The sequence below is a fragment of the Oceanicaulis sp. LC35 genome (assembly GCF_052055585.1).
GTDB lineage: Bacteria > Pseudomonadota > Alphaproteobacteria > Caulobacterales > Maricaulaceae > Oceanicaulis.
The window spans coordinates 1,061,375-1,085,180 of sequence record NZ_CP170485.1 but is presented as its reverse complement, the minus strand read 5'-3'; the positions used below and the strand labels follow the sequence as shown (position 1 = coordinate 1,085,180).

The window sequence follows — 23,806 nt, the reverse complement described above, 5'->3', positions numbered from 1 at the left end:
ACGCTAATCCGCAAGCTGGTAGTCCAGGCGGGTCACCATGCCCCGTCTGACAACCGGAACGCCGTCTTCTGTGGCAGGCTCATAGCGCCAACGCCGCACAGAGCGCAGTCCTTCTTCACCGAACTCGCGGTAAGGAATGGAATAGACCACCTCGACATTTTCGGTGCGTCCTTCCTCATTCACGTCGAACCTCATCAACGCAAAACCTTCCACGCCCGCCCAAAGCGCATCCGTGGGATAGTCCGGGGGAAAGCGCCGGACGGGAATGGCGTCAACACGCCCCGGCACAGACATGAAGGACTCGTCCTCCATCTCCCGTTCAAAGTCCGGCTTATAGACCTCGTCCTGTCTCAGCCTCTCGAGCAAGGCGGACAGCTCGTCCTGATCCAGTTCCGCCCGTTCTGCGGAGGACCAGGCGGACGCAGCCATGCGCAGATCGTCGCCGCCCCCGCCAGCGTCCAGCGTGGCGTGGGCGACCGTTAACCAGTAGGCCGCCTCCAGTGGGTCGTCTTCATATGAATAGTAAGCGCCCGCCTGAAAGGCCGCGACGCCGAACAAGGCGGCGTCAGCAATTCCTGCGCGACGGGCGGCGAGGACTGCTTGCTCGCCATATCGACCGGCGGCCCGGTAATAATGCCGCAGCCAGCGCGACGTTGAGATCGTCGCATTCGCCACAGCGATTTCAGCATCTACTTCCGGCCGAGAGGCTAGCCCTTCCAGAATCTCCAGCGCGTCTTCCGCCGTTCTTTCCGCTTGCCTGTTTTCGCCCAGTCGCATCTGTGCATCGCTGGCAGTCCTCAGGGCCCGTGCGAGCAGAAACGGATCTCCGGAAGCGGCGCGATTGAGCTCCGCAGCGCTCAGAAACGCGTCGCGCGCAAGCTCGTATCGTGCGGATCTGAAAGCAGAATATCCCGCGTTTTCAGCCAGAACGCCCAGTGTTTCGGCATCAATGCCGGCCTCTAGCCCAGCTCGCCAGGCTTGCTCGGCGGCTTCAGCCGCAGCCTGCGCATCGCCTGCTTCAACGGCGGCTTCATAGGCCAGATAGGCCGTGGACACGCTTTCGGGCAGCGGCTCGTCCTGCGCAAACGCAGTTGCGGCTGCCATAAGCCAGACCATCAAAACACTGAAAATGCGCATATCCACCCCCATATTCGCGCACAGGGTGAATTTCATATCGCCATTCGTCAAGCAAGCTGCAGCCCCCGGTGATTGAGCCGCACCCGCTTCGCGACTATATGCACGGCCCATGACTGATATGACCCCGATCCACATCATCGGCGGCGGCATGGCCGGCTCTGAAGCCGCCTGGCAGGCCGCGAACGCCGGCGCCCGCGTCGTCCTTCACGAGATGCGTCCCGTACGCCCGACCTTCGCGCACCAGACCGAAGGGCTGGCCGAGCTTGTGTGCTCGAACTCCTTCCGCTCTGACGATGCGGAGACGAACGCGGTCGGCCTTCTGCATGAAGAGATGCGCCGTGCGAACTCGCTGATCATGGCGATGGGCGACAAGCATCAGGTGCCTGCGGGCGGCGCCCTTGCTGTGGACCGTCACGCGTTCTCGGACGCCGTGACCGAGGCCATCAAAAACCATCCCAATATCGAGATCGTGCGCGAGGAAATCGCCGGTCTTCCGCCAGAAGACTGGGACAGCGTGATCGTGGCCACCGGCCCCCTCACCTCTCCGGCGCTGGCCGAGGCCGTGCACGCGCTGTCCGGCGAGGGTGAGCTGGCCTTTTTCGACGCCATCGCGCCGATCCTCTATGCGGAGTCTATCAATATGGACATCGCCTGGAAGCAATCGCGCTATGACAAGGGCGAGACCGAGGAAGACCGCGCCGCCTATATCAACTGCCCCATGGACAAGGAGCAGTACGAGGCGTTCGTGGACGCGCTGCTGGCGGCGGAGAAGACCGAGTTCAAGGAATGGGAGAAGGACACGCCCTATTTTGACGCGTGCCTGCCCATCGAGGTGATGGCCGAACGCGGTCGCGAGACACTGCGTCACGGCCCGATGAAGCCGCGCGGGCTGACCAACGCCCATGATCCGGACACCAAACCCTATGCCGTGGTCCAGCTGCGCCAGGACAACACGCTGGGCACGCTGTTCAACATGGTCGGCTTCCAGACCAAGATGAAATACGGTGCTCAGACCGACGTGTTCAAGATGATCCCGGGGCTGGAGGACGCCAGCTTCGCCCGCCTTGGCGGCATCCACCGCAACACCTTCCTGCACTCGCCCAAGCTTCTGGATGGCGTGATGCGCCTGAAAGCCCGCCCGTCCCTGCGCTTCGCGGGTCAGATCACCGGCGTTGAAGGCTATGTGGAGAGCGCCTCTATGGGCTTGCTGGCCGGCCGGTTCGCGGCGGCCGAGAAGCTGGGCCGGGACTTCACCCCGCCCCCGCCCACCACGGCGCTGGGCGCGCTTCTGACCCACATCACGACGGGCCATGTGCCGGGCAAGAAAGGCGCGTTCCAGCCGATGAACGTCAATTTCGGCCTGTTCCCCGACATCGAGGCGCCCACCAAGGACGCCGAAGGCAAGCGCCTGCGCGGCAAGGACAAGTCCGTCGCCAAGAAACGCGCCATGAGCGCCCGCGCTTTGAGCGATATTGACGCCTGGCTGAAAGACGACCAGCAAGCCGCTGAATAAGCAGCCGTAACAGAACTTTCTCTTGATCTGGCCGAAGTCTCGATGAAACCTTCCCCCACAGGGGGAATCCATGATCGCATCCACGCTTCGCGCTGCTGGCGCCATTGTTCTGTCTTTGACGCTCTTCTTCGGCGCCGCCTGCCAGGCTCAGACCCTGCCCGCTTCATCCTTCGCGCGCCTTCCCGGCACGCAAGGTCTATCCATCTCACCGGACGGAAACCGCATCGCCTTTGTCACGCATGAGGGCGAGGCGCGCTATGTGGTCGTGATGGATCTTGAAACGGGTGCGCAGGAAGCCGCTGACTTCAGCAATATGCGCGCCTATTCCACGTTCTGGACCGATGAAGACACGGTGATGGCGCGCGCCGGGCGCACGCGTGAAGTCGGTGTGGTGACCGGCGATGTGAACTTTCAGGCCCTTGTCAGCATTGACGCCGACACGCTGGAGGCTGAACAGCTGATCCGCGAAGGCCGGGATCTGGGCTATAACTTCGATACAGCCACAATCGCCGGCGAGGATCCCGAGACCGGGCGGCTGTACATTCCGCTTCGTGACACCCGCAACGCCCTGAACCTGTATGCCGTCGATCCGGAAAACGGGCGCCGCATGACGCTGGTCGCGCGCGGCAACGAGACCACGATCGGCTGGCTGGCCTCGCCGGACGGCCAAAGCTTCGTCCGACTGAGCTACAATAACAGCCTGGACCAGTTCCAGATCGCGATAGAAGACAATGACCAATGGCGCACGCTGTACGAGGCGCGCCAGCGGCTTATCGATCTCTCGGTGGAAGGCTTCACTCAGGACGGCCAGTCCTTGCTGATCTCGCGCTTTAATGATCAGGGCAATGGCGTCAGCCTGCTTCAGAAGATGTCGATTGCGGATGGCAGCTGGGGCGACGTCGTCTATCAGAACCCGCGCTATGACGTGGGCCAGGTCCGCACTGATCCGCATCGCGGCTATGTGGCGGGCGTCAACCTGGTCACCGAACGCCGTCAGGTCATGTGGTTCGATGAAGAGCTTGCTGCCCTGCAGAGCAATCTTGATCAGAGCTTTGCCGGTTCAGTCGTCACGCTTGTGGACTGGACGCCGGACAGAATGAAGGTCGTGATCGGGGTCAGCGAAGCGGATGCGCCGGAGGTCTATTATCTGGTCGATCTGGCCAGCTGGAATGTGACGCCGTTGCGCGCTCGCTATCCCGAACTCTATGGCCAGCCCCTGCCCCAACGCGAACCGGTGCAATACACGGCCCGCGATGGCGTCAGCATCCCCGCCTATCTCGCCCTGCCCGAGGGTGACGGTCCTCATCCTTTCGTCCTGTTTGTCCATGGCGGCCCCGCGAGCCGGGATGTGGACGGGTTTGACTATTTCGCTCACTTCCTGGCCAGCCAGGGCTATGGCGTGATGCAGCCCCAGTTCCGCGGCTCCGCCGGCTTTGGTGAGGTCTGGGAGGCTTCTGGCTATGGCGAATGGGGGCTGGGCGTCATGCAGCATGATCTCAGCGACGCCGCCGCCTGGTTGCGGGAACAGGGATATGCAGACCGCATCTGCATCGCCGGGGGCAGCTATGGCGGCTATGCCGCCCTGGCCGGAGCAGCCTTCACGCCGGAGCTTTATGAGTGCGCCATCGCGATCAACGCTCTGTCAGACGCCGAGAACTTCCTGAACTATGCTGAAAACCGCTTTGGCCGGGACTCCCAAACCTTCCGCTACTGGAACCAGCATTTCAGCGGAGAAACCGATGGCCGCGCCACAGGCGACCAGCTGCGGGCGCTTTCTCCGGCCAAGCATGCCGATGCGGTCCAGGCCTCCGTCCTCCTTCTGCACAGCCGCGATGACACGGTTGTGCCAGAGGAGCAGAGCCGGATCATGGAGCGCGCCCTGCGCCAGGCCGGCAAGGATGTGGAGTTTGTCCGCATGCGCGGCGGCGATCACGGGCTTGAGGATTACCCTACGCGCCTGACAGTGCTTGAAGCCATCGCCGCGTTTCTGAACGAGGAGATCGGCGACTAGACCCGCCCGGTCAGGGACGCCCAGGTCAGGCGCGCGTTCTGCCCCAGCGGCGCGCGCGTGATCTGTTCTCGATAGGGATCTTCCAGCGCCTGCGCGCTTCGAAGATAGCCCCGCGCCAATGTAACATAGCCCACCGCCGGAAAGACTTCGGCGGGCAAGGCGCTGCGGGTGCGGCTGAGCATGCCGGCCGCCTCCCTCGCCTCTTCGAGGATCCCCGACAGCGCCGCCTTGGCGGCCTCGGGCTTGCGGCCCGACATCAGGTCCGCCTCGCTCATATCCGCGCCCGCCAGCTCGTCCGCGCTGAAAGGAGGTCGCCCGGCCTGCACCAGTGGTGCGAAGGCGCGTAGCAGCCCTGTGAAGCCCCAGAGGCGCCCGGCTGCCTGCAAGGCGGCTCCGGCCTCCCCCCCAAGGTCGAGATCAGGTTTGAGAAGTCTCGCGGCGGCGCGCATCAGCGCTGCGGACGTCCGGTCCACATAATCGCGGCGGTCCTCGCGGGTCGGGAACGGCCCCTCACCCAGATCGGCGGAGCGCGCCTCCACCAGACCGATCAGCGCGGCCTCATCGGGCCCGCCCGGCGCCTCACGCAATTCCGACAGGGCTTCATAGATGTCATGGCGGCGCACCTTGGGCGGGTCGGCGAACAGGTCCGCCGTCGCTTCACGCGCCCAGGCCAGCCGCATTTCCCCGATCACCGGCTCGGACACCTTGTCGGGAATCTGGGCGATCTCGTGATAGAAGGCATAGAGTGCATAGAGCCGCGCACGCAGTTCGGCAGGCGCAAAAAGCGCCGCCATGCGCCGTTCGGGGTCGTTCGCGGCCAGCAAGCTGTCGAAATCGGTCACGGTTTTCTCTCTCGCCAGTAGACAGGCGCCAGATGGAACCCATATCTAGGCCGTGCGTAATACCTGAGTATGGCGGTCTTCCAACAGGCCGCCGCACCTTTTGAGCACCCTCTCGCTCACACTCCCAAAGGAGGCCGACATGGCGTTTACTCTTCCCGACCTGCCCTATGCCCAAGACGCTCTGGCGCCGTACATTTCCGGCGAAACCCTGAGCTTCCACCATGGCAAGCACCATAAAGCCTATGTCGACAAGGCCAATGACGCCATCAAAGGCACCGACTATGAAGGCCTGAGCCTGGAAGAGGTCATCAAGAAAAGCTGGTCCGAGAAAAACATGGGCGTGTTCAACAACGCCGCCCAGATCTGGAACCACACCTTCTACTGGAACTCTATGACGCCCAATGGCGGCGGCGCGCCGACCGGCGCCATCGCAGACGCCATCAACGCGTCCTTCGGTTCCTTCGACAAATTCGTCGAGGAATTCAAAGCCGCTGGCGCCGGCCAGTTCGGTTCGGGCTGGGCCTGGCTCGTGAAGAACGGCGACAAGCTGGAAGTGCGCAAGACGCTGAACGCTGAAAACCCGATCACCGACGGCGCCACCCCGCTCCTGACCATGGATGTGTGGGAACACGCCTATTATCTCGACTACCAGAACCGTCGCCCCGACTATATCGGCGACTTCCTGGGCAAGCTCGTGAACTGGGACTTCGCCAACCAGAACCTGGCCAACGCCTGAATTGTTTAAGCGTTGACGAAAAGAGCGGCTGCGGTGACCTTCACCGCAGCCGTTTTTTTTATGTCTTCGGGGGGCCTCATGCGGATCGATTTCACTCATTGGCGCACAGGCGCCTCGCTCACAGCGCTCGCGCTTGCTTTCACCCTGTCCGCCTGCGGCGAGCCCGCCGCAACGCCGGCGCCCGAGTCAGCCCCGGCGGAGAGCGTCGCTCCGGCTCCCGCGCCCCAGGCCTTTACCGAGGCCGGGCTCGCCCAGCTGGACAGCCGACTGGTGGAACTCACCGCCGCCCGCCAGCGCTCAGGCTATGTCGCCGTGCTCGCCCGCAATGGCGTGGTTGTGCATACCGCGACCGCCGGCTACGCCGACATTGAAGCCGAGCGCCCGATGGCCGCCGATACGGTGGTGCGCATCGCCTCGATGACCAAGCCGGTCACCGCGGTCGCAGCCCTGATGCTGGTGGAAGACGGCGTGATCGCGCTGGATGACCCCGTCAGCGACTACATCCCCGCCTTCGCGAATGCCCGCGTGGCGACCTCGCTGCAGCGCGATGAGAACTACGAGATTCCGACGGTCGAGGCTGATCGTCCAATCACCATCGAAGACCTTCTGACCCACACATCGGGCCTTGGATATGTCTTTGACTACGAGTCCAATCTGGGCGCGCTCTATATCGACGGCGACATCTATTCCGCCGAAGGCGACATGGACAGCCGGATGGAAACGCTGGCCGGCCTGCCGCTCTATTTCCAGCCCGGCTCGGCCTGGTTCTATTCCTACGCCAGCGATGTTCTGGGGCATGTGGTGGCGGTGGCGTCCGGACAGAGCCTCGAGGACTTCTCCCAGCAGCGCATTTTCCGCCCGCTGGGCATGAACAACACCACCTTCTTCCTGCGCGATGAGCAACGCCGCGATCTCGCTGCGCTCTACACCCATGGCGAGGACGGTGAGCTGACCCGTATTGCAGAGGCCCAGGACACGATCCCGCGCAGTCCGATCGAGGCCGGAGGCGCAGGCCTTCTGTCCACCGCGAACGACTATATCCGTTTCGCACAGATGCTGGCCAATGGCGGCGAGTATGAAGGCGCGCGCCTGCTGTCACGCGAAATGGTCGATCAGATGACGACCGCCCATGTGCAAGCGGACCGCATGCCGGACCGGATGGATGCGATTGATCTGGGATATGGCTATGGCGTGGGCGTGGTCTATGACGGCCCCGGCGAGCACCCCGTGCGCAATGTGGGCGATTTCGGCTGGTCGGGCTATTTCGACACCGAGTTCTTCGTCAGCCCGTCGACCGGCGTGGTGGCCGTGATCATGAGCCAGGAGCAACCGGGCCCGACCACATCCGAAACGATCGGCGCCCGCGCGGTCTTTGACCGGCTTGTCTATGACGCTGTCACGACCGAGTCCTGAGACTGCGCCAGCCCCGCTTACAGGCTGTCCATAGGGTCGTCGCCGAGATCATATCCCAGATGCTCGACGACGGCCTGCCAGCTGGGCAGGGCGATCGCCTTGCCGCCGCGCTGCAAGACCAGCTTGCTCAGATGCGCCGTGCGCATGCGGTTCGCGTCATTATACAGGTAGATAAACTGTTCCGGCTTGGTCCAGATATCGCCACAACGCGCGAAAAACTCCGGGATATCATGAGGTTCGACGATCGGGTCGCCCCTGCGGTAGTCCACGATCAGAACCTTGTGGCTCAGCGCCTTGCGCGTATAGCCTTCCACCGCTTCCGCCAGGAAGGGCTTCATCGTGAAGCCGAGAATGGCTGTGTAACTGATGGAGCCCTTCAGGGTTTTTTCGATGATCTGGAGCGTCTCGACCTGATTCGGCATTCTTCACTCACCTGAGAAAATCGTGAAAAAGCCGCTTACAGCAAGGACTTAATCGCAAACGGAACAAACACCAGATGCCGTAAACAAAGCCTAAACAGGCAGCAGGGCTGCGGCGATGTTTCGCCCCTCACCTGCAAGCAGGTTGTAGGTCCGACAAGCGGTCGCCGTATCCATTACCTCAAGACCGATCCCGGCCTCACGGAACGCCTTCCTGACACTGGCGGGGGGATGGATCAAACGCTCCCCCACTCCCAGCACCAGCATGTCCGGACGGTCTGGCCGGTCGAGGAATATCCGCAGATCGTCAACGCTGAGTTCGTCACCCTGACGCGTCCAGCCGCGAGCCGCCCCGTCCACGATCAGGGTCGCGCCTTCCTTGCGCACTCCGGCGATGCGGAAGCCGCCATCGCCGAACGCGTCAATGGGCGGCAGGGAGATGCTGTTGGCGTTACGGGGCAACAGCGCCGCCCTCGGACTCCTCGCCTGAATCCCGCTTGACGCCGGTCAGCGTCAGAAGCGGCGCAGCCACGAAGATCGACGAATAGGTGCCCACACCCACACCCCAGATCAGGGCGAGCGCGAACCCTTGCAGCGCCGGACCGCCAATGATCGCCATGGCCACGATCGCAATCATCGTGGTGCCGGAGGTCAGGATGGTGCGCGACAGGGTCGAGTTGATGGCGCTGTTGAGCACTTCGGTGGTCGGACGGGTCTTGAACTTGCGGAAGTCCTCGCGGATCCGGTCATAGACAATGACGGTGTCGTTCATCGAATAGCCCACGATCGTCAGGATCGCGGCGATGGTGGACAGGTTGAACTCGAGCTGGGTGATGGCGAAGAATCCGATCGTGGCGATCACGTCGTGGATCAGCGCCAGCACGGCGCCCACCGAGTACTGCCATTCAAAGCGGAACCAGATGTAGATCAGCATCAGGACCAGCGCGACGCCGATGGAGCTGGCGCCCGCGACCACAAGCTCGCCAGAAACCTGCGGGCTCAGGGATTCGATCTTCTGGAAGGTGATGCCGGGAAATTCCTGCTCGAGCGTGGCGGACACGAACTGTCGCACCGCCTGCTGGGCTTCGGCTTCATTCTCGACTTCATGACCTTCAAGCGCGTTGGCGCGCTCAGTAGACACCTGACCGACGCGCACCAGCGCTTCGTTCTCGGCGCCAAAGCCCTGAACCTGGACATCGCCCAGATCGAGCCCTTCGAGAACCGTGCGCAGCGCGCCCAGATCCGCAGCCCCTTCGGTGCGGACCTCGATGGCGGTGCCGCCCCGGAAGTCGATGCCGAAATTGAGCCCCAGCGTGAAGAACGCGGTCAGCGAGCCCAGAATGAGCGCGACCGAGACCAGGAAAGCCGCAAAGCGAACCTTGATGAAGGGGATGTTGGTGTCGGTCGGAATGAGACGGACGAGTGCAAGCGCCATGATCGCCTCCCCTTACATTGCCAGCTTTTTCGGTCGGCTGGTGCGCAGCCAGATCGAAATCAAAAGACGTGAGAACACAAAAGCGGTGAAGACCGAGGTCAGGATGCCCAGACCCAGCGTCACGGCGAAGCCGCGCACCGGCCCCGCGCCCAGCATGTAGAGCACGGCGGCGGCGATCAGCGTGGTGATGTTGGCGTCCAGGATCGCCGAGAGCGCGCGCGAATACCCGGCCTCGAACGCGGTCGTGACCGTTCGCCCGAGCCTGTACTCTTCCCTGACGCGTTCAAAGATCAGCACATTGGCGTCCACCGCCATGCCGATGGTCAGAACGATGCCGGCGATGCCCGGAAGGGTCAAAGTCGCCTGCAGGCCCGACAGCGCGCCCAGCAACAGCAGGATGTTCGCCAGCAGGGCCAGCGTCGAGACGATGCCGAAGAAGCCATAGGCGAGCGCCATGAAGACGATGACCAGCCCGAAGCCGATCAGGACCGCGGTCTCGCCGCGCGCCACCGAGTCAGCGCCCAGGGACGCCGTCACGGTGCGTTGCTCGACCGGGGTCAGACGCGCGGGCAGCGCGCCGGCATTGAGCATGTTGGACAGGTCGGTCGCGGTCTGGATGGTGAAGCCGCCTTCAATGATGCCCGAGCCGCCGGTGATGGGGCTGCGGATCACAGGCGCCGAGATGATCCGGTCGTCCAGCACGATGGCGAAGCGGCGACCGCGGTTCTGGGTCGTCGCGTCCGCAAAAGCGCGGGCGCCGGTGGTGTTGAAGCGGAAGCTCACGGCCGGCTGGCCGTTCTGGTCAAAGGCCTGACCGGCATTGACCAGCTGCTCGCCGGTCACCAGCGGTCGGCGCTGAACTGCGAGATAAGGTTCGCCAGAGCGCTCTGAGGGCAGGATCATCACGCCCGGCGGCGTGCGGCCCGTGCCGTCCGGGTTCACCGTCACGCCTTCTTCCACCATGTGGAAGGTCAGGCGCGCCGTGGTGCCGACAATGTCGATGATGCGCTGCGGATTGTTTTCACCGGGCACCTGAACCAGAACCCGGTCATCGCCCTGACGGGCAATATTGGGTTCGGTGGTGCCGGTTGAGTCCACCCGGCGACGGATCACTTCGATAGACTGGGTGACCGTGCGCTGGCGAATGGACTCCAGCGCCGCTTCGGTGATGCCCATGCGGATGGTGCGATCATCGTCCTGGCTGATGGACAGGGTCTGGTTCATCCCCTGCTGGCCCGAAGCGGTCGTGATCGGCTCGCTGAGCTCTTCAAGGCGCTCCATGGCCCTTTGCATGTCTTCAGGACGGGACAGGCGCACAATGACCTGGCCTTCCACGACAGCCGGTGAACCGGAGATCAGAACCGGCGGATCCTCGCGCAGGGCGCTGCGCGCATCATCCTGAAGGTTCTCCAGACGCTCCTGGCGGACTTCATCCATATCCACCTGGAAGACCAGGTGGGAGCCGCCCCGAAGGTCGAGACCCAGATTGATGGTCTGGTGCGGCAGCACCGTGAACACGCCCTTGGGCTCGCCGTTCGCATCCAGACGGACGCTTTCGGGCACAAAATTAGGCAGGGTGAAGAACAGGCCGATCAGGATGACGAGGGTGACAACCGTCGTCTTCCAGGGAGCGAAATACAGCATGGGGCACTCAAGCGTCCGGCGGCGCCGGGCCCAGGACCCGACGCCGGAATATCAGTCAGGCCTTAGTCAGCAGACTTTTCGTCAGCCGCATCATTGGCCGGCTCGGTGCGCGTACGCACTTCCAGGATGGTGTGCTTGAGCACTTTCACCCGGACGCCTTCAGCCAGTTCGACCGTAGCTTCGGTTTCGGCGACACGGGTCACCTTGCCCAGAATGCCGCCCTGGGTGACGACTTCGTCGCCCTTGCGCAGGCTTTCGACCATCGCGCGATGCGCCTTAGCTTTCTGTTGCTGCGGACGGATCAGCAGGAAATAGAAGACCACGAAGATCAGGATGAACGGGGCGAACTGCATGATCATGTAGCCCAGCCCGCCTTGGGCGCCAGAAGCGGCGGCGGTGGCGAGAAAGACAGAGTCGGTCGCAGAAAACATGGCGGCTCCGATAAGAACGAGCGATTTGGGATTGCCGGAATATATCGGGGTGCGCGCGGCATGCAACAAGACCCGGCGGTACGTGCTCACCGGATTTACTCAGCCGGGCTCTAGCGCGCGGGCAGAACCTGCATCGGATCGACTGGACTGACCCCGCGCCGGACCTCGAAATGAAGCGCGGTGCGGGTCTCCGACCCCGAGGCGCCGGCATCGGCGATATGCTGACCGGCGGTCACGCGATCCCCCACATTCACACGCAGGATCGAGTTCAGCCCGTAGGCCGTCACCCAGTTGTTTTCATGGCGGATCAGCACCAGCTCGCCATAGCCCTGCAGCTCATTGCCGGCATAGACAACTTCGCCGTCCGCAGCGGCGCGAACCGGCTCGCCCAGACGCGCGGCGATGCGAATGCCGTCGATGCGGGCGCTTTCCGCTCCGCCATAGGGCGTGATGATCTGGCCTTGTAGCGGCCATTGGAAGCTGGGTGCGTTTGCAGTGGAGGCGCGCGGCGGCGGGCTGGCGCGCCGCGGCGGCGCAGAGGGTTGCGCGCTGGATCCCCCGGAAGCGGGCTGGGCTTGCGCGACACGGGTGCGCGCTTGCCCCCGAACGGAAAGGTCCTGGCCGGGATAGATCGTATAGGGCTGACGCAAACCGTTGAGCTGCGCGAGCTCCTGCGTGGTCATGCCGTGCGCCAGCGCGATCCGGTAAAGATTGTCGCCGCGACGCACCGTGTAGGTGGATGGACCGGGCAAGCGAACCGTCTGCCCGCGCTGCAGGGTATAAGGCTCGCGAAGACCGTTCTCCGCCGCGAGGTCGGACAGGGACACGCCGCAGCGTTGTGCAATCGCGTAAAGCGTATCACCGGACTGGACCGTCACGCTCCGCCCGCAGCTGGCCTGCCCCCGCTCGGAAGCGCCAGAGGCGCCGCGCTCGATCGGAGCGGGCGCACGCAAAGGAGCAGCGCAAGCGGACACAGCCGCCGCGACGCTCAGTCCCAGCAAAATTGTGCGCAGTCTGGGGCGCATGCACCCTGCCCTATCGTGTCCAACGAAAGGGCAGGATGACTTATGAGCGTTAACCGTGTGTTGACTTTAGCTCGCGTCTTCAGGCAGGCGGCCAAGTTCTTCGAACTCGCCAATGCCACAGCTGCCGGCAGCCGAATGCGTGCCCTGATCGATCACGCGCACGATCTCGCCCCGGCACAGCTGGGAGCCGGACACCTGATAACTGATATAGGTGAACGGGCTGGTCGCAGCCGAACAGCCATTGCTGACACGCGTGAGGAACTTGTCACGATTGGTCATGGTGACGATCCAGGCGTTCTCGTGCGAGGTATCGATATCATCGATGACGCGCGTGGACAGGCAGGTGCGGCTCTCACCCGTCAGCTCATAGCCTTCAGGAATGAAAACAGATTGAGCGCTGTCATCGGACTGAGCCAGGGCAACCCCGCCCAGCATCATCGACGCGCCCAGCGCAGTCATGGCGATCATGGATTTCATGTCGAACTCCTTGTGCTCAGGCGAGCGAAAGCCCGCCGTCTCTTCCCCCGGAGGGAGAGATTAACACGCAGTCCCGGGTTTTTTGAAAGCGATAATTATTACCACTAGAGCGCGCGGGCTTCGCCCGGGACAAGTGGCACGAAACGCACGTCAAAAAGCGCAGTCTCGCTGATCTCGCCCTCGTCCGAGCAGTCATAGCGCATCAGGGTCTGCACCGTACCGTTCTGCACTGGCGCCACACAGATGCCGCCCGGCTTGAGCTGCTGGAGCAAGGCGTCTGGGCGCGTCGCCGCCGCCGCCGTGACAATGATGCGGTCAAACGGCGCCTGTTCGGGCCAGCCCACAGAGCCATCGCCAATGCGCGGAACAATGTTGGACAGACGCAATTGGTGGAACCGCGCTTCAGCTTCCTTAGCCAGTGTGCGGTAGCGCTCAACTGTATAGACCCGGCGCGACAGGCGCGCGAGGACGGCGGCCTGATACCCCGAACCGGTGCCGATCTCGAGCACCTTGCAGCGGTCATTGAGTTTGAGCGCCTCGGTCATCGCCGCCACCACGAAGGGCTGGGAGATGGTCTGACCGCAATCGATCGGCAGCGGCCGGTTCTCGAACGCCTGATCCGCAAAGCCCTGCGGCACGAACAGCTCGCGCGGCGTGCGCTCGATCGCCATCAGCACGGACTTGTCCGAGACGCCCGCCCGCCGCAGCGCCATAACAAGCTGGATCATGCGGGTGTCGGGCATGCCGGTCATCGGTCGAGCGTTTCTCCCAGCGCAGTCTTCAGACGGGTCCGGGCTTCGTAGTTGGTCAGATCGAGATGCAGCGGGGTAATGGAGATGCGGCCGTCATAGACCGCACGCAAATCCGTACCCGCCGCCGGGTCGGACAGCTTGCCGTTAAAGCCCAGCCAGTAATAGTCCCGACCGCGCAGATCGGTGCGCGCATCCGCGTGCAGCACCACCTGATCGCGCTGGCCCTGAGCGGTCACTTCCACGCCCGCCACCTGATCGGGCGCCCGGTCGGGGAAGTTCACATTCAGAAGCGTGTTCTGGCTCCAGGGCGCATCGAGCAGCGCCTTGAGCACGCGCGGACCATGTTCGCGGGAAGTTTCCCAGCGGATCTTGGCGCGTCCCTCAAAGCCATAGGCCTGAGACAGCGCGATCGATTGCACGCCCATCTGCACGCCATGCATGGCGGCGGCGACCGTGCCGGACATGGTGACGTCTTCGGCGATGTTCTGGCCCGAGTTCACGCCCGACAGCAGCAGGTCCGGACGCGCATCCTTCATCAGGATGTCCATGGCCATGTGCACGCAATCGGTCGGCGTGCCGGAGACAGAAAACCGCTTGTCGTCGTACTGCTGTACGCGCAGAGGCGCATTCAGCGTCAAAGCCCGGCCCATGCCCGATTGCTCTTCCGCCGGCGCCACTGTCCAGACATCGTCTGACAGGGTGCGCGCGATCTCCTCAAGCACTTTCAGGCCCGGCGCATGAATGCCGTCATCATTGACGAGAAGGATGCGCGGCTGGCTCACGGCTGGATCGCCTCGATCCCGCCCATATACGGACGCAGCGCTTCGGGGATGTAGACCGAACCGTCCGCCTGCTGGTGGTTCTCAAGGATCGCGACGAGCGCGCGGCCCACCGCCAGACCCGAACCGTTCAGCGTGTGCAGGAAGTCCGGCTTCTTCTCGCCCTCCTTGCGATAGCGCGCATTCATGCGGCGCGCCTGGAAATCGCCGCAAGTCGAACACGAGCTGATCTCGCGATAGGTGTCCTGGCTCGGCATCCAGACTTCGATGTCATAGGTGCGGCGGGCCGAGAAACCCATATCGCCCGTGCACAGCTTCATGACGCGATAGGGCAGCTCCAGACGGCGCAGCACTTCCTCGGCGCACTGGGTCATGCGCTCGAGCTCCTCTTCGGACTGCTCGGGCGTGGTGATCGAGACAAGCTCGACCTTCAGGAACTGGTGCATGCGGATCAGGCCGCGCGTATCGCGCCCTGCCGAGCCCGCTTCAGACCGGAAGCACGGCGTCAGCGCCGTCATGCGGATCGGGAAGCTGTCCTCGGCATGGATCGAATCGCGCACCAGATTGGTCAGCGGCACTTCGGCGGTCGGGATCAGCCAGCGATCATCGGTGGTGCGGAACAGGTCTTCAGCAAATTTGGGAAGCTGACCCGTGCCGAACAGCGCTTCATCGCGCACCATGTAGGGCACGGACGTTTCACGATAGCCGTGCTCGGTGGTCTGCAGGTCCAGCATGAACTGGCCCAGTGCGCGTTCAAGACGCGCCAGCGGTCCTTGCAGCACAGCGAAGCGCGCGCCCGACAGAGCCGCTGCGCGTTCGAAATCCAGCCCCAGACGCTCGCCCACGGTGACGTGATCAGCGACGTCAAAGTCGAACTGGCGCGGCTCGCCCCAGCCCCGAACTTCCTCATTATCGGTCTCGTCAGCGCCTTCAGGCACATCCTCGGCGGGACGGTTCGGCAGAGCCGCCAGATGCTGGTTGAGCACTTCCTCGGCGGTTCGCGCTTCTTCGGTCAGGCGCTCCATTTCCGATTTCAGGCTCTCGACCTCGGCGCGCAGGGTGTTGAAGCGGTCTTCATCGCCCTGGGCTTTCGCCTTGCCGATTTCCTTGGATTTTGAGTTCCGCTCGGTCTCCACTTCCTGCAGACGCGTGGTCGCCTCGCGGCGGCGCGCATCCAGATCAATCAGGCGCTGGGCTTGCGGCTCCAGGCCGCGCTGGGCCATGGCGGCGTCGAATGCGGCCGGCTCGTCGCGGATCAGGCGGATATCGTGCATGTCAGAACTCGAAGGTCGAACGTGTGAAAGGAACCCGCGTGATACGCGCACGCGCCGTTCACGTCCACAGCCAGATGTTCAGCTCGGCGTGAACGCTTCAGGTCCCGCCTCACCTTGAAACATCCAGACCAGAAGCTAGCCTGTCCTGACAGGCAAGTTCAGAGCAGGCGGGACCCATGCACACTTTCATCGCGGCGGCGGCCCTTTTCACAGCGCAGATGCATCCGGATCTTATCGCAGCGTATGAACGCGGGCGTGAGGACGCCATGAATGGCGTGCGTCATTTCGATCAGTATGAGTGCTACGTCACCTGGACCTCGGTCGGATCCTGGCTCTACCCCAATCAGGAGAGCTGGCTGGAAATCTCTCAAGACCTGACCCCGCTGCACGTCGAGCGACACTGGCGTCATTTTCTGTCGGAAATGGACGGCGTCCGCACGCTGGACAATCTGAATCTGAGCCAGACCAGCCTGAGCCGCATCGCCGAAGAAGAAGCGTCTTATGACACCAGCCATCTGCCAGCGGTTCTGGAACGTCTGGGCAATTGCACCCGCAGCGTCGAGGCGCTGAGATCGATTCCGCCGACCGCAACGCTGGTTGAGCAATTGGTCAGCATGCAGACCCTGCCGCCCGAATTCGCCCGGAGCCCGGAAGAGCGGCGTGAGGCGACGACCCGGCTGACCACGACCATCAGCCTGTGTGATATCCGCCCTGAATTTTGCAATGGCGGCGTCCCGAACCGGGCCTATTTCCAGGGCTGGCTCGAGGTCGATCAGTATTTCAGCTGCGGCGCCGGCCCGGACTGCCCGGACGCTATGCCGGTCAATGTCTATACGGTGGCGTCTGATGCCCTGAAGGCGGAGGCGGAGACCCGGCTTTATGGGCAATGCGCAGAGACGAACGGCCTCGCCATCTCAACGCCCACCAATGTCTGCTCGGTTGGTCGCGGCGATGAGTTCGGCGTGCGGTGTGACGCCAGACTGCAAAGCGCAGCCCGTGATGACCGCGCGGCCTATCTGATGCTGTGTGAAGTCTATGACGAGGCGAGCCCGGTTTCGAATAACGCCAAATAATTTGGCGTCACCAAAGGCCTAGCCCTCATCCTCTTCGGGTTTGCGCTCCACCAGCTTCACCGCCAGGATCGATAGCGCATACAGCCCGAACATGGCCGCGCCCAGGAAGAGCTGGCTGATGGGATCGGGCGGCGTCACGAAGGCGGCAAAGGCGGCGATGCCCACCAGCGCGAACTTCCAGAACCGGATCAGATCACCCGAAGTGATGATCCCCGCCTTGCCCAGCAGCGAGAGCAGCACGGGGAGCTGGAAGCTCACCCCGAAAGCCAGCGCGAGCGTGGTGACAAGGTTGAGGTATTCAGAAACGCGCGTGAGCAGCTGGATGCTGGCGCGACCGTCCTGGCCGATCTGTTCCTGCCCCAGCGCAAAGCTCATCACGAAGGGCAGGATCACGTAATACACAAACGCCATGCCCGCCGCGAACAGCACGGGTGACGCCAGCAGGAAGGGTGCAAAGGCCAGACGCTCATTCTTGTAGAGCCCGGGCCGCACAAAGGCCCACACCTGATAGGCCAGCATCGGGAAGGCCAGCACGATAGCGCCGAACAAGGCCAGCTTGAGCTTGACGAAGAAAAATTCGAGCGGCGCGGTGAAGATCAGCTGCAGGTCCAGCGCGTCGCCGCGCACCTGACGGGCGGCGTCCTCGAACGGCACCAGCAGCACATTGTAGATCCACTCGGCAAAGAAGAAGCAGACCGCAAAGCCGATAACGACGGCGCCCAGCGCCCAGATCAGGCGGTCGCGCAGTTCTTCCAGATGCGCCATCAGCGGCGCGCGCGAGGCTTCCACCTCGTCATCATGCTCAAGTTCAGGGGTGGACATCAGCCCTCTCCGGGCTTGCCGGTTTCACCGGCGGGCGCCTTGGCGGCCGGCGCTTCCGGATCGGGCATCAGCATATCCGTTCCTTGCGGATCGGGATCCGACATGGGTTTGGCGATACGCGGATGCGGACGCTCTTCCATATCGCGTTGCATGTCCCGGTCCGCCTCCAGGAAATCGCGCTCCATTTCCTTGATCGGGTTGTTGGACTTCAGAGAACTGATTTCCTTGCGCAATTCAGCAAGCTCGGCCTCCCGGCCCAGCTCGTCAAAACTGCGCTGGAATTCACGCGCGGTGGCGCGGATCTGACCGATCATCTTGCCCACCCGGCGCACCATCAATGGCAGGTCCTTGGGCCCCACCACCACCAGCGCCAGAATGACGATGACGATCAGCTCCTGAAAACCAAAGGCCGGGTTCATGGCCTAGCCTCCGGTGCGCTCGTCCTCGCGGGCGGGGCGCGCATCCTCGGACGCGCCATCGTTCAGCGCGGCGGTGGATTGAGAGGTCGTGGACTTCTCGTCATCGCCCGTATCACGCAGCCCCTTGCGGAACTCCGTCACGCCCTTGGCCAGATCGCCCATCAGCCCGGAAATCTTGCCGCGGCCGCCAAACAGCAGCACGAGCAGCACGACGACGATCAGAATACCCGTCCAATGCGCACCCATGAGACGCTCTCCTTGCAAACGGTGTCCGATGCGCTGCGCGCGGCAAGCCGCGCGGGGGCGCTTAGGTCTCACTTCACTAGAGGATATCCGCGCGCGGGTCCAATAAGCCGGTCAGCTGTGCTTCGACATTTCAGTGACACAGCCTCAGGCGTCCGGGTCTTCCCCTTCCAGGAAGTCCATATGGAACTGGGCGGCTTCATCCTCGCTGAACAAATCCTCATCCGCGTCCGGGATGATCTGCCCCGGCGCCGGAATGGAGAAGTCGGGCGGCAAGCGACTCGACAACAGGCCCGCCGCCTTCAGGTCCGACACGCCGGGAAGATCAGACAGATTGGCGAGGCCGAAATAGTCCATGAAGGCATCGGTCACGCCATAGGTCACCGGACGCCCGGGCGTGCGGCGACGCCCGCGCAGGCGGATCCACTTCATCTCCAGAAGCTGGTCGAGCGTGCCCTTGGAGACGGCGACGCCGCGAATCTCCTCGATCTCCGCCCGCGTCACCGGCTGGTGATAGGCGATGATGGCCAGCGTCTCGAGCGCCGCCTGGGACAGCTTGCGCGGCTCCTCGCGCTCGGTGCGCAACAGCCAGCTTAGATCATCCGCCGTCTGAAAGCGCCAGCGCCCGCCCACTTCGACAAGGTTCACGCCCGCCTCGGCGTATTTCGACTGCAGCGCATTGATCAGCCCGCGCACATCGGTGTCCTCGGGCAGGCGCGCCCGCAGGGTATCCAGATCCAGCGGTTCTGAGGCGGCAAAGAGCAAGGCCTCGACGATACGCAGGAGGGCCGTGTCATTATCGATGGCCAGCCGGACGCCCGGAGGCCCGTCATCGCCTGCCGGTGTCGCCTGCGCCTGCTCACGCAACGCCTTGATCGCTTCACTGATCGGGTCGTCGTCACGTTCAGCCATGATCGGCGCCCTCCCCGGCTTCTGTCAGGCCGGCCGCTTCAGCAACGCGGCGCATCCAGATCGGCGCATAGGTCTCATCCTGACGCAGGCGCACCTCGCCATGCTTGGTGATCTCAAGCGCGGCCAGAAGCGAGGAGGCCAGCACCGAATCCTGGCTCGGCGCGTCATACCCCAGCTCGTCCTCATCCGGCAGAAGCTCATCAAGCCGCGCCCAGCCGGACAACGTCCGGGCCACGCCGGTCAGGCGCTTGCGGGCATGTTCCAGGCTGTAAACATTGGGCGATTTGGGCTGATAGGTTGCAAAGGACTGGCGCTCGCGCCGCAAGGCATAGGCCTTGAGAAGATCGTAGAGCTCGGCTTCATAAAGCGGCGTCCGGATCGAGCGCACGCCTTCAGGGGCGCCCCGCGTAAAGACGTCCCGTCCCTTGAGCGCCCGTGCAAACAGCGCATCCCCCGCCGCCCGCATCGCCTCAAGACGGCTCAAACGGAAAGCCAGCGCGGCCGCCATCACCTCGGGCTCGGGCTCGTCATCATCCGGACGCGGCTTGGGCAGCAACAGGCGCGATTTGAGATAGGTCAGCCAGGCCGCCATCACGAGATATTCCGCCGCGATGTCGAGCCGGTGGGTGCGGGCCTTGTCGATAAAGACAAGATACTGGTCCGCCAGCTCGACCATCGAAATGACGGCGAGATCCACCTTGTTCTTGCGCGCCAGCGCCAGAAGCAGGTGCAGCGGGCCTTCCCAGCCCCCGATATCCAGAATCAGCGCTTCGGTCGCGCCGGCCTCCTTGGCGGCGGAGAAATCATCATCCTCCTCGAAACCGTCAAACAGGTCGGTCATGACGTCAGCGGCACGCCCCCATCTTCAAACAGCACCCTGAGACGCTCAATCGCATCAACGGGATCAAACACATTCGGGCTATGCCGCGCATCCAGCGCCACGCCCGCACGCTCTCGCGCCCTGCCAGACAGGTCAGGCGCGGCATGGGCGACCTCAACCATCTCATCCATCTTGCCATTACAATGCATGAGGAGCTCGCACCCCGCCGCCAGCGCCCGCTCGCCGCGATGGCGCAAAGAGCCTTCCAGCGCCTGCATGGACAGATCATCGGTCATAAGAAGGCCGTCAAAGCCGATCTCGCCCCGGATCACGCCATCAATGACATCGCGTGACTGGGTGGCGGTGTGTTCGCTGTCGATGGCGGCGTAGACCACATGGGCGGTCATCGCCATCAGAGCGCCCTTGATGCCCTTGAAGGCTTCAAAATCGCGCGTGTAGAGCGTCTCGGCGTCGGTGGTGACGACCGGCAGCTCGAGATGGCTGTCCGCAGCCGCCCGGCCATGGCCGGGCAAATGCTTGATGACGCCCAGAACGCCCTGATCGAGCAGTCCTTCAAGCGCCGCCGTGCTCATCTGCGCAATGGGCTGAGGCTCGGTGTGGAAGGCGCGATCGCCGATCACGTCATGGGCGCCGGGCACTGACAGGTCCGCACAGGGGGCGAAGTCGACATCGATGCCGAGATCAATCAGTTCATGACCCAGAAGCTGGTGGTTCAGTTTCACCGCTTCCAGCGCCAGCTCCGGCTCGCGATCATAGAGTTGGCCGAAGATGCGCGCCGGCGGCGCAGCGCGCCAATGGGGCGGACGCAGGCGTTGCACCCGGCCGCCTTCCTGATCGATGAAGACCGGCGCTTCCCGGCCCACGGCCTCTCGCAAAGCGCCCGTCAGACGACGCACCTGCTTGGGCGTATCCACATTGCGCGCAAACAGGATGAAGCCCCAGGGATCGGCATCCCGGAAAAAGGCCTTCTCGTCCGGCGTCAGGGTCTCCCCCTCCAGCCCGTAAAGCGCAGCACTCACGCTCATCGGCGCGCCACCAGACAGGCTTGCCCCCGCGCATCCAGGGACGCACAGAAGTTCGCTGCGTCTTCACGCGTGGCGAAGGCGGCGACCCGCAAGCGATGGAACACGCCGCGATCACCAAGGTCTGCGCGCTGGATATCGGGCGCATGGCCCATGGCGAGATCCGAGAAACGGCTGGTGAACGCCACCCAGCCCGCTTCCGCATCTTCAACCGAGCGGAAAGCGCCAATCTGGGCCACATAGGCGCCCTCGACCTGGCGGGTCGGCTGGGTTTGAGGCCGGGTCTGCGCGGGCGCAGGCTGCGTCGGCGCAGGATCGGGACGCGCAGGCTCTGTACGCACCGGCTCGGGTTCCGGTTCCGGCTCGACCGCTGCAGGTTCAGGCGTCGCGGGCGTGCGGTCATCCAGGGCATCCGCGCTGGCGGTTTCCACCTGCAGCGCGGGCAGCTGATCGTCTTGCGGCGCCGGTTGCTGAACCACCGGCTCTTCGGAAACGGTCCGCGCCGGCGGGGTTTCAAGCTCGGCCTCGCCCTCGCCGCTTTCGCGCAGCTCATAGGCGGAGAGATCCTGATCCGGCGCTTCATAACCGCCCGGATCTTCCGGCGCCACGCGATAGGGTTCGGCGTCGGCGGTGATTACCGGGTTCTCGCCGCGTTCGCGCACGCCCAGCTGGAAGGTGTTGTAAACGACCGCTACGAACAGCACGAAGACAACCGCGGATGCGCCCAGGAACAGCCAGCCGCGGCGGTCCTGTTCCTCTTCACGCGCGTCATAAGTGTCGTATTCGTCAGGCGGCGGGGCATAGGCCCCGTAACGGGTGTCGTCGTCGGTCATGTCACGTCCCACACCGGAGAGCGTCGCCGTGATTCGGCGATCTATGGCAGGCCAGACCATAGCAAGAGCGATGAGCGTGAGTCGCCCTGCCTGAAATGATTTTCCACAGCCGGGCTCGGCTCAGCCCCAGCCTTCCACATGGAACAGCTTGCGGTGCTCCTCGATGGCGTACCGATCCGTCATGCCGGCGATGTAGTCGCACACCACGCGCGCCGTGGCCTCCTCCCCGGCTCCGCCGGCTTCGCGTTGCAGCCCGGTCGGCAGCAGCATGGGGTCGGACAGGAAGGCCGAGAACAGGTCCCGAACCACCATTTTGCCCTTTTCCTTCATGCGCTTGACCTTGTAATGCAGATACATGTTCGCATAGAGGAAGCGCCGCACGGCAGCGAGGCTTTCGGTCATCCCGTCCGAGAAGGACACCATGGGACGATCCAGTGCGCGCACCGCCTCAGGGCTGTCCGCTCCGCTCTCTTTCAGGCGTTGGCGCGTCTCGTCCAGAACGTCCGCCACCATAAGGCCGATCATTTCGCGCACGGCTTCATGGATCAGGATGTTCTCGGAAATATCCGGATAGCGCGTCCGGCAACGGCGGAAGACATCCCCGACCAACGGCAGGTCCATGAGCTGCTCGATCTTCAGAATGCCCGAGCGCAAGCCATCATCAATGTCGTGATTGTTGTAGGCGATATCATCGGACAAGGCCGCGATCTGACCCTCGATGCCCGCATGGGTGTGAAGCTCCAGCGCCTGCCAGCCCGGATAGGCGCGGAAGCCCCAGGGCAAAACCTTCGGGTCATCGCCCGCCTTCATCAGCGGGCCATTATGTTTGACCACGCCCTCAAGCGTTTCCCAGGCAAGGTTCAGGCCTTCAAACTCGGGATAGCGGGTCTCCAGCTTGGTGACCACGCGCAGGGTCTGGGCGTTGTGATCAAAGCCGCCGAAATCGACCATGGATTCAGACAAGGCGTCCTCGCCCGAATGCCCGAAGGGCGGGTGGCCGAGATCGTGGGCGAGCGCGCTGGCTTCCGCCAGATCCTCATCCACCTGCAGCGCCCGCGCCAGCGTCCGCGCAATCTGGGAGACTTCCAGAGAATGGGTCAGGCGCGTGCGATAGGCGTCGCCTTCATGGGCCACGAAAACCTGGGTCTTTTCCTTCAGACGGCGAAAGGCGCTCGAATGGATGATCCGGTCGCGGTCACGCTGGAAGGCGCTGCGCATGGCGCTTTCAGGCTGGGGATGATGCCGGCCGCGGCTTTTCGCCGGATCGCAGGCATAAGGGGCGCGCATCTGGGCCATCTCCAGCTCCTGTGTCTGTTGAGGTCTTTTTTCAGGCGTCAGGAACGTCCATATACTGATGCGAGGCCGAAACGCCAGACGTGGAAAGTCAAACGCTCATGAGCACCACTATCGATACTGCAGACATTTCGTTGTCCCCCTCCGCCGCCGCGCAGATCAATCAGATCGTGAAGGCGCAGGGCTCGCGCTATCTGCGTCTCTCGGTCGAGGGCGGGGGCTGTTCGGGCTTTTCCTACAAGTATGATCTGACCGACGAGGCGCGCGAGGATGATCTGCGTATCGAACGCGATGGCGCGACCGTGCTGATCGACCCGATGAGCGTGGAGTTCCTCTCCGGCTCGGTCATCGACTATGTGGACGAGCTGATCGGCGCCAGCTTCCAGATCAAAAACCCCAACGCCACTGCAGCGTGTGGCTGCGGCACGAGTTTCTCGATCTGATCTTTACAGCCGCCCTG

26 protein-coding genes are annotated in these 23,806 nt (G+C 63.5%); 6 read left to right on the top strand and 20 right to left on the bottom strand.

Going from position 1 to position 23,806, the window contains the following annotated elements; translation table 11 throughout:
• Positions 1–3: 3 nt before the first annotated feature.
• Positions 4–1,173 carry an energy transducer TonB gene (locus tag ACFELO_RS05110; RefSeq protein WP_440959492.1) on the bottom strand — a complete coding sequence of 390 codons (1,170 nt, stop codon included), beginning with the start codon at positions 1,171–1,173 and terminating at the stop codon, positions 4–6.
• 73 nt (positions 1,174–1,246) lie between these two features.
• On the opposite strand from ACFELO_RS05110, the gene trmFO reads away from it, so the two are divergent.
• Both trmFO and ACFELO_RS05100 read left to right on the top strand, forming a co-directional pair.
• The gene (gene trmFO / locus ACFELO_RS05105; protein ID WP_440959491.1) at positions 1,247–2,650 is read left to right on the top strand and encodes a methylenetetrahydrofolate--tRNA-(uracil(54)-C(5))-methyltransferase (FADH(2)-oxidizing) TrmFO; all 1,404 of its coding nucleotides are present in this window, start codon (positions 1,247–1,249) and stop codon (positions 2,648–2,650) included.
• 70 nt (positions 2,651–2,720) lie between these two features.
• On the top strand, positions 2,721–4,661 hold the full coding sequence (locus ACFELO_RS05100; RefSeq protein ID WP_440959490.1) for an alpha/beta fold hydrolase: 1,941 nt from the start codon (positions 2,721–2,723) through the stop codon (positions 4,659–4,661).
• On the opposite strand, the gene ACFELO_RS05095 is transcribed toward ACFELO_RS05100, so the two are convergent.
• A complete protein-coding gene (locus ACFELO_RS05095) occupies positions 4,658–5,503 on the bottom strand; it encodes a squalene/phytoene synthase family protein (protein WP_440959489.1) in 846 nt (281 codons plus the stop codon). The genes ACFELO_RS05100 and ACFELO_RS05095 overlap by 4 nt on opposite strands.
• Before the next feature lie 139 nt (positions 5,504–5,642).
• Here ACFELO_RS05095 and ACFELO_RS05090 point away from each other — a divergent pair, with 139 nt between their 5' ends.
• Positions 5,643–6,239 carry a superoxide dismutase gene (locus ACFELO_RS05090; protein WP_440959488.1) on the top strand — a complete coding sequence of 199 codons (597 nt, stop codon included), beginning with the start codon at positions 5,643–5,645 and terminating at the stop codon, positions 6,237–6,239.
• A 78-nt stretch (positions 6,240–6,317) separates the two neighbouring features.
• A complete protein-coding gene (locus ACFELO_RS05085) occupies positions 6,318–7,652 on the top strand; it encodes a serine hydrolase (RefSeq protein ID WP_440959487.1) in 1,335 nt (444 codons plus the stop codon).
• Positions 7,653–7,669: 17 nt separating this feature from the next.
• On the opposite strand, the gene ACFELO_RS05080 is transcribed toward ACFELO_RS05085, so the two are convergent.
• The 10 genes from ACFELO_RS05080 to serS all read right to left on the bottom strand — a co-directional run bounded on the left by ACFELO_RS05080 (position 7,670) and on the right by serS (position 15,888).
• Positions 7,670–8,074 carry a hypothetical protein gene (locus tag ACFELO_RS05080; RefSeq protein WP_440959486.1) on the bottom strand — a complete coding sequence of 135 codons (405 nt, stop codon included), beginning with the start codon at positions 8,072–8,074 and terminating at the stop codon, positions 7,670–7,672.
• A gap of 90 nt (positions 8,075–8,164) precedes the next feature.
• Positions 8,165–8,533 carry an Mth938-like domain-containing protein gene (locus ACFELO_RS05075; protein WP_440959485.1) on the bottom strand — a complete coding sequence of 123 codons (369 nt, stop codon included), beginning with the start codon at positions 8,531–8,533 and terminating at the stop codon, positions 8,165–8,167.
• The gene (gene secF, locus ACFELO_RS05070) at positions 8,523–9,506 is read right to left on the bottom strand and encodes a protein translocase subunit SecF (RefSeq protein ID WP_440959484.1); all 984 of its coding nucleotides are present in this window, start codon (positions 9,504–9,506) and stop codon (positions 8,523–8,525) included. Before secF ends, ACFELO_RS05075 begins: the two co-directional genes overlap by 11 nt.
• A 12-nt stretch (positions 9,507–9,518) precedes the next feature.
• The gene (gene secD, locus ACFELO_RS05065; protein ID WP_440959483.1) at positions 9,519–11,150 is read right to left on the bottom strand and encodes a protein translocase subunit SecD; all 1,632 of its coding nucleotides are present in this window, start codon (positions 11,148–11,150) and stop codon (positions 9,519–9,521) included.
• Positions 11,151–11,212: 62 nt separating this feature from the next.
• A complete protein-coding gene (gene yajC / locus ACFELO_RS05060) occupies positions 11,213–11,581 on the bottom strand; it encodes a preprotein translocase subunit YajC (protein WP_440959482.1) in 369 nt (122 codons plus the stop codon).
• A 110-nt stretch (positions 11,582–11,691) separates the two neighbouring features.
• The gene (locus ACFELO_RS05055; RefSeq protein ID WP_440959481.1) at positions 11,692–12,606 is read right to left on the bottom strand and encodes a LysM peptidoglycan-binding domain-containing protein; all 915 of its coding nucleotides are present in this window, start codon (positions 12,604–12,606) and stop codon (positions 11,692–11,694) included.
• A 66-nt stretch (positions 12,607–12,672) separates the two neighbouring features.
• Positions 12,673–13,083 (bottom strand): hypothetical protein, encoded by a 411-nt coding sequence (locus tag ACFELO_RS05050; protein WP_440959480.1) that lies wholly within the window; start codon positions 13,081–13,083, stop codon positions 12,673–12,675.
• A 104-nt stretch (positions 13,084–13,187) separates the two neighbouring features.
• Entirely contained in the window at positions 13,188–13,835 is a 648-nt protein-coding gene (locus tag ACFELO_RS05045) for a protein-L-isoaspartate(D-aspartate) O-methyltransferase (protein WP_440959479.1), read from the bottom strand.
• Positions 13,832–14,617 (bottom strand): 5'/3'-nucleotidase SurE, encoded by a 786-nt coding sequence (surE, locus tag ACFELO_RS05040; RefSeq protein WP_440959478.1) that lies wholly within the window; start codon positions 14,615–14,617, stop codon positions 13,832–13,834. Before surE ends, ACFELO_RS05045 begins: the two co-directional genes overlap by 4 nt.
• Positions 14,614–15,888, bottom strand: coding sequence for a serine--tRNA ligase (serS, locus tag ACFELO_RS05035; RefSeq protein ID WP_440959477.1), 1,275 nt, complete (start codon positions 15,886–15,888; stop codon positions 14,614–14,616). The genes surE and serS overlap by 4 nt, the downstream gene beginning before the upstream one ends.
• A 176-nt stretch (positions 15,889–16,064) precedes the next feature.
• On the opposite strand from serS, the gene ACFELO_RS05030 reads away from it, so the two are divergent.
• The gene (locus ACFELO_RS05030; protein WP_440959476.1) at positions 16,065–16,961 is read left to right on the top strand and encodes a hypothetical protein; all 897 of its coding nucleotides are present in this window, start codon (positions 16,065–16,067) and stop codon (positions 16,959–16,961) included.
• A gap of 18 nt (positions 16,962–16,979) precedes the next feature.
• On the opposite strand, the gene tatC is transcribed toward ACFELO_RS05030, so the two are convergent.
• The 8 genes from tatC to ACFELO_RS04990 all read right to left on the bottom strand — a co-directional run bounded on the left by tatC (position 16,980) and on the right by ACFELO_RS04990 (position 23,349).
• A complete protein-coding gene (tatC, locus tag ACFELO_RS05025; protein WP_440959475.1) occupies positions 16,980–17,783 on the bottom strand; it encodes a twin-arginine translocase subunit TatC in 804 nt (267 codons plus the stop codon).
• A complete protein-coding gene (tatB, locus tag ACFELO_RS05020; protein WP_440959474.1) occupies positions 17,783–18,202 on the bottom strand; it encodes a Sec-independent protein translocase protein TatB in 420 nt (139 codons plus the stop codon). Before tatB ends, tatC begins: the two co-directional genes overlap by 1 nt.
• 3 nt (positions 18,203–18,205) lie before the next feature.
• The gene (locus ACFELO_RS05015; protein ID WP_440959473.1) at positions 18,206–18,448 is read right to left on the bottom strand and encodes a Sec-independent protein translocase TatA; all 243 of its coding nucleotides are present in this window, start codon (positions 18,446–18,448) and stop codon (positions 18,206–18,208) included.
• Positions 18,449–18,592: 144 nt separating this feature from the next.
• The gene (gene scpB / locus ACFELO_RS05010; protein ID WP_440959472.1) at positions 18,593–19,357 is read right to left on the bottom strand and encodes an SMC-Scp complex subunit ScpB; all 765 of its coding nucleotides are present in this window, start codon (positions 19,355–19,357) and stop codon (positions 18,593–18,595) included.
• Complete coding sequence (locus ACFELO_RS05005; RefSeq protein WP_440959471.1) at positions 19,350–20,198, bottom strand: segregation and condensation protein A; 849 nt, start codon at positions 20,196–20,198, stop codon at positions 19,350–19,352. Before ACFELO_RS05005 ends, scpB begins: the two co-directional genes overlap by 8 nt.
• Positions 20,195–21,223, bottom strand: a complete 1,029-nt coding sequence (gene nagZ / locus ACFELO_RS05000; RefSeq protein ID WP_440959470.1) for a beta-N-acetylhexosaminidase — start codon at positions 21,221–21,223, stop codon at positions 20,195–20,197. Before nagZ ends, ACFELO_RS05005 begins: the two co-directional genes overlap by 4 nt.
• Positions 21,220–22,053: an SPOR domain-containing protein gene (locus tag ACFELO_RS04995; protein ID WP_440959469.1), complete on the bottom strand. Its 834-nt coding sequence runs from the start codon at positions 22,051–22,053 to the stop codon at positions 21,220–21,222. The genes nagZ and ACFELO_RS04995 overlap by 4 nt, the downstream gene beginning before the upstream one ends.
• A 120-nt stretch (positions 22,054–22,173) precedes the next feature.
• A complete protein-coding gene (locus ACFELO_RS04990) occupies positions 22,174–23,349 on the bottom strand; it encodes a deoxyguanosinetriphosphate triphosphohydrolase (RefSeq protein ID WP_440959468.1) in 1,176 nt (391 codons plus the stop codon).
• A 98-nt stretch (positions 23,350–23,447) separates the two neighbouring features.
• Between ACFELO_RS04990 and erpA the strand changes: the two genes are divergently transcribed.
• On the top strand, positions 23,448–23,789 hold the full coding sequence (erpA, locus tag ACFELO_RS04985) for an iron-sulfur cluster insertion protein ErpA (RefSeq protein ID WP_440959467.1): 342 nt from the start codon (positions 23,448–23,450) through the stop codon (positions 23,787–23,789).
• Positions 23,790–23,806 lie beyond the last annotated feature (17 nt).